6 protein-coding genes are annotated in these 4735 nt (G+C 54.7%); 1 reads left to right on the top strand and 5 read right to left on the bottom strand.

The annotated features are described in order from the left end of the window. Positions 1-157 precede the first annotated feature (157 nt). Positions 158-1039, bottom strand: coding sequence for a thiamine pyrophosphate-dependent enzyme (locus MVD07_RS09380; protein ID WP_297501287.1), 882 nt, complete (start codon positions 1037-1039; stop codon positions 158-160). Next, complete coding sequence (locus MVD07_RS09375; protein ID WP_297501285.1) at positions 1036-2748, bottom strand: 2-oxoacid:acceptor oxidoreductase subunit alpha; 1713 nt, start codon at positions 2746-2748, stop codon at positions 1036-1038. The genes MVD07_RS09380 and MVD07_RS09375 overlap by 4 nt, the downstream gene beginning before the upstream one ends. Before the next feature lie 147 nt (positions 2749-2895). Here MVD07_RS09375 and MVD07_RS09370 point away from each other — a divergent pair, with 147 nt between their 5' ends. Further along, entirely contained in the window at positions 2896-3417 is a 522-nt protein-coding gene (locus MVD07_RS09370; protein ID WP_297501282.1) for a ferritin family protein, read from the top strand. Positions 3418-3432: 15 nt separating this feature from the next. Here the strand turns inward: MVD07_RS09370 and MVD07_RS09365 are convergent, their stop codons facing one another. Genes MVD07_RS09365 through MVD07_RS09355 form a run of 3 tightly spaced genes read right to left on the bottom strand, consistent with a single transcriptional unit; the run spans position 3433 to position 4673 of the window. Then, entirely contained in the window at positions 3433-3777 is a 345-nt protein-coding gene (locus tag MVD07_RS09365; protein ID WP_297501279.1) for a hypothetical protein, read from the bottom strand. A 4-nt stretch (positions 3778-3781) separates the two neighbouring features. Further along, the gene (locus MVD07_RS09360) at positions 3782-4387 is read right to left on the bottom strand and encodes a molybdopterin-dependent oxidoreductase (protein ID WP_297501277.1); all 606 of its coding nucleotides are present in this window, start codon (positions 4385-4387) and stop codon (positions 3782-3784) included. 4 nt (positions 4388-4391) lie between these two features. Beyond that, positions 4392-4673 (bottom strand): hypothetical protein, encoded by a 282-nt coding sequence (locus MVD07_RS09355; protein WP_297501275.1) that lies wholly within the window; start codon positions 4671-4673, stop codon positions 4392-4394. Between the last annotated feature and the right edge of the window lie 62 nt (positions 4674-4735).

The following is a 4735-nucleotide window of genomic DNA, read 5'->3' as shown; positions in this document are numbered from 1 at the left end:
GAAGAGCCTTTCTCCTCAGGGGGTTGTCAAGGGAGCTTGCGTAGGCCGGATCGAAGGGCATTGTCACCGTACTCCAGCCAAGTCCCTTTGTAATGTTCTCAACCCCCTTGGCTCCCGAATCCGACTGAAGGATGTGGTTGTGAATAAAAAGGGAGGCCTAACCCCTCTTCCCCTCGAAGAACTTCTCAACAAGCTCAAGCTTCGGCTTCCTCTTCCAGAGTGGGGTTCTGTCCTTTCTGTAAGCGGGAACCTGCTCCTCGAAAGCCGGCTTCTCGTTGATGTAGAATATCCCGAGCGGAAGCGGGTCGGTCTCAATCGCCTTCCTGAAGGCGGTTTCCCTGTCGAAGGGCCCGTCCTCCATCCAGTAGGTGTGCTCCCTGTACCAGGCGTAGGTGTTAATCCTGTTGAAGCTCACACACGGGTGCAGGATGTCAACGATTGCGAGGCCCTTATGTCTTATCGCCTTCTTGAGTATCTCGACGCTCTCCTTGAAGTATCCCATGAAAGTTCTCGCCACGAAGGAGGCATCTAAAGCGACGGCTAATGCGATCGGGTTGAAAGGTTTCTCAAAGACGCCCCATGGCTGGGTTGGTGTTTTCATTCCTACCATCGTCGTCGGTGACGCCTGTCCCTTTGTCAGACCGTATATCTGGTTGTCGTGGATGAGAACCGTTATGTCCGGGTTCCTCCTTATCGCGTGGAGCATGTGGTTTCCACCTTCAGCGTACATGTCGCCGTCTCCGCCTTCCGCTATCACAGTCAGTTCCGGGTTTGCCGCCTTAACTCCCGTAGCTATCGGTATCGCCCTGCCGTGGAGCGTGTGGTAGCCGTTGGCGTTGATGTAGTGGGGCATCTTTGCCGCCTGCCCAATTCCGCTGATTATTGCGACTTCGTTGGGCTTTAATCCGAGTTCGGCTAAAGCCGAGATGAGTATGTTCCTTATGCCGAAGTTGCCACAGCCCGGGCACCAAGCTATGTCCTTGCTCCCAGGTCTTCTCGGCTCAAAGAGTTCCCTTCCGATGGGAAGCTGGACGTTCATTCTACCACCTCCCTGAGGGCATCCAGAACTTCTTCAACCGAGAAGGGCCTCCCATCATACTTCAGAACCCTGTGGTCGGCCTTAACTCCGAGCTCCTTCCACAGTAAATCCGCGAACTGCCCGGTTATGTTGTTCTCCACCACTATCACCTTCTTCCCCTCGAAGAACTTCTTCGCCTCTGGATTGAGCGGGTAGACCCAGCTGAAGTGCAGGTGGGTCACATTCTCGCTCCCGAGCTTCTCAATGGTCTCCTCGACGACGTGGAAGGTCGAGCCCCAGCTGACCACGAGGTATTCGGAGTTCTCATTTCCGATAAGCTTTGGAAGCGGAGCGTCCCTCTTTATCGTCTCAAGCTTTCTGAGGGCTCTCTTCTCCTGCATCTTTATCGTGAGCTCTGCATCTTCCGTTATGTCGCCCCACTCGTCGTGCTCGTTTCCGTTGGCTATCACAACATCATCGCCGTAGCTTGGAACAGCCCTCGGCGAGATTCCGTCCTCGGTGAGCTCGTACCTCTTATAGCCCGGCTTCGCTTCGACTATGTGGCGCTCAAACTTCACATTTTTCACATCGGGCGCGGGAAGGTTGTAGTAGGTGTCAACGAAGTACTGGTCTGTCAGGATTATTACAGGCACCTGGTATTTATCAGCTAAGTTGAAGGCCTCAGCTGTGAGGTAGAATGCCTCCCCAAGGCTTCCTGGAGCCAAGATTATCCTCGGAAAGTCGCCGTGACCCGCGTGGAGGACGAGATTTAAGTCGCCCTGCATAGTTCTCGTGGGTAAACCGGTTGCAGGCCCGGGCCTCTGGGCGAGGTGTATTACAACTGGATTCTCGGCCATTCCGGCCAAACTCAAAGCTTCGCTCATGAGCGCGAAGCCACCACCGGAAGTGCTCACCATCGCCCTCGCTCCCGCGAACCACGCTCCAAGGGCCATGTTTATCGCCGAAATCTCGTCCTCAACCTGCTCGACGATTATCCCGAACCCTTCAGCATGCTGGGCCACGAAGGTGGAGACGCCGGTTGACGGGCTCATCGGATAGAAGCTCAGGAAGGCCATCCCTCCGGCCAAAGCGCCCATTCCAACCGCCTCAGTTCCGGTTAGGAGAACCTCGTCCTTAACCCCCCTGTTCTTCTCTATTTCGACTCTGATGGATCCCTCCTCGCAGAGCTTGATACCGAGCTCGTAGCCCTTCCTCGCAGCTTCGATGTTTTTCATCACAACGTTCTCGCCCTTGCTCCCGAAGCGCTTCCCTATGTAGTCCTCAACGGCCTTGAAGTCGCCGTGGAAAAGGCCGACTATTAAACCGGCTGAGGTCGTGTTGATGTAGAGCTGACTACCCACTTCCATTGCCATCTTCGTGAGCGGAACCTCGACAAGGTTGACTTTTCCAAGAAAGCCCTCCTCGACGTTTTCCTTCTCCCCCAGAACGACGGTGCTTTCGCTCAGCCTGTCCTTCACCCAGCTGAGAACGCCCCGCTTGAAGGGCACGAGGATGTCTATCCTTTTCACGAAGGTCCTGACGCGCCTGGACGAGACCCTTATCTCGGTCGTGTTTATTCCGCCCCTGACACGGGACATGTACTCCTTGTTTGCGTAGACGTGGTAGCCGGACCTCTTAAGGGCGTGCGTTAGTATCTCCTCAACCGTCTGGATGCCCTGTCCGGCCGCTCCGCCGAGAACTATGGAGACCTCGTCCCTAAACTCCATCACGCTATCAACTCCTGTAAGTTTTGATGTTTATCAAAGTCGGTTCGTTAAGCGACCTTATATAATTTTCCCAGCGAAGAGTATGGGTACCCAATTATAGCCCAAAAGGTTAATATGTGTGAAAGGAGAAGTAAGTTCGAGGTGGTTTTGATGGAAGTTACCGACAGGGAGGTTTTTGAGATAGCGAGGAACTCTGAGATAAAGGCCAAGGAGGCCTACGAAAGGATGGCATCGCTTACCAGTAGCGACATGATAAGAAACGAGCTCCTCCTTCTGGCTAAGGAGGAGGACAAGCACCGCGAGATAATCGAGAGGATGGCAGAGCAGTTCAAGACCGAAGGCGAGCCAAGGAAGGTCGAGCTCAAGGCAATGGGCGAGTTCAAGGTCATAGACGACAGGATGACCGAGGCGATAAAGAGGCCTGACTTGAACCTCGACGAGATATACGAGATAGCCATGGAGGCGGAGAAGGTCAGCGAAAAGCTCTACAGGGAGCTGGCTTCCTATGCAGCCAACGAGAAGACGAGGGCAATCCTTGAGATGCTGGCAGATATGGAGTCAAACCACTACGCCATCCTTAAGAGGCAGTACGACTACATAGTCCGCTATCCTGAACTCTACAAGGAGGAGTTCTACGACCAGCTCATGAAGGACATAAACTTCAACTTCTGACCTCTTCTCCTTTGTTCATCCCCTCAGCTCGGCGTTGAGGACGACCCAGAGGACGTAGAGCAGAAAAGCTGTGGCCGTGTAGTCCACCGCTGCTCCCAGCAGAGTCCTCCCCCGGGCCTTCAGCTTGCCGGCTAACAGCTCAGTCCCGGCGTAGGAGTGGAGCAGGAACAGCGTTAGAAGAGTTAGCCTCGTCGCCCTCCCGAGGTGTATTAACTGGGCCCGGGAAAAGTTCATTATTATTGAGGCTTGCCTTGCGGTCTCGCTCGTTAGGGCGTAGCCGCTCACGAAGTAGAGGACAACAAAAAGGAGGAGCGGGAGGGAAGTCCACTCCACGATTTTGAGCGCTGTTTTTGACTTCAAGGGTTCACCTCCACGGGTTGGCTTCGTTCTCGATGTAGGCATCGTCCGGATAACCTGCACTCTCCCACCTGCCCTTGAAGTCGTAGTCAACGAGCTCTATCTTTGTCAGATGCTTTATCCACTTGTAGCCCCACCTGCCCGGGACGATGAGCCTCGGCTCTATGGGCTTCCCGTTGAACTCGTAGGCGACTATTATATCCCCGTCCGCAAGGACGTCCTTAACGCGAAGGTCGGTCGTGTAGCCGTCGCTCGCGTAGAGGGCAACCTTTACAGCGTTTTTCTTTATGCCTGCCCGCTGGAGGAGGTACTTGAGGGGAACCCCCACCCAGGTTCCGTTCTTTAGGGGTTTGTTGGGTGCGCTGACACAGTAGAGAACCGCATGAACCTTTCGAGAGGACATCTCCCTGAGCTCGCTCAGTGTGATGTTGTAGGGCCTCTCCACGAGGCCTGTAATAGCGATCACCGGCCCGCTGATGGTTTTTTCGTTCGTCCCCTTCTCCTCAAGGGTTGCACTACTTTTTTCAGAGCTCCCTTTTTCACCGCTCCAGCCCCAGTAGGTGCCGAGGGCCAGAATGAGGAGTATGAGGAGCGCGAAAGCAAGCTTTTTCATGTCATCACATCCTCGATATCGAGTACAGCAGGCCAACCCCGAGCAGACCGCTGAGCGAGAGCAGGAGCAGTGGCCCGGCCACAGCCTTTCCGTAGCCCATCTCCGCCCAGTGGATGTAGAAGGCTATCGCCAGAACGCTCTGGGCCACGAAGACGAGGGCTATTCCAAAGAGCCTCTTCCCCAGCCGGGTGTCCTTCATCCCGAGATAGTTCCGGAGGAGAAGCAGGGCCAGGGCAAGCTCGATGAGGACGATGAGTATGTTCACCTGCCAGTAGAGTCCTATCATTCTCCCTTCACCCCTATGAGTTCTTCAATTTCACCCCAGTTCTCCTCGACCTCGCGCGATGG

This window comes from Thermococcus sp. (assembly GCF_027008145.1).
Taxonomy (GTDB): domain Archaea; phylum Methanobacteriota_B; class Thermococci; order Thermococcales; family Thermococcaceae; genus Thermococcus.
This window is presented reverse-complemented; position numbering and strand designations above follow the sequence as displayed.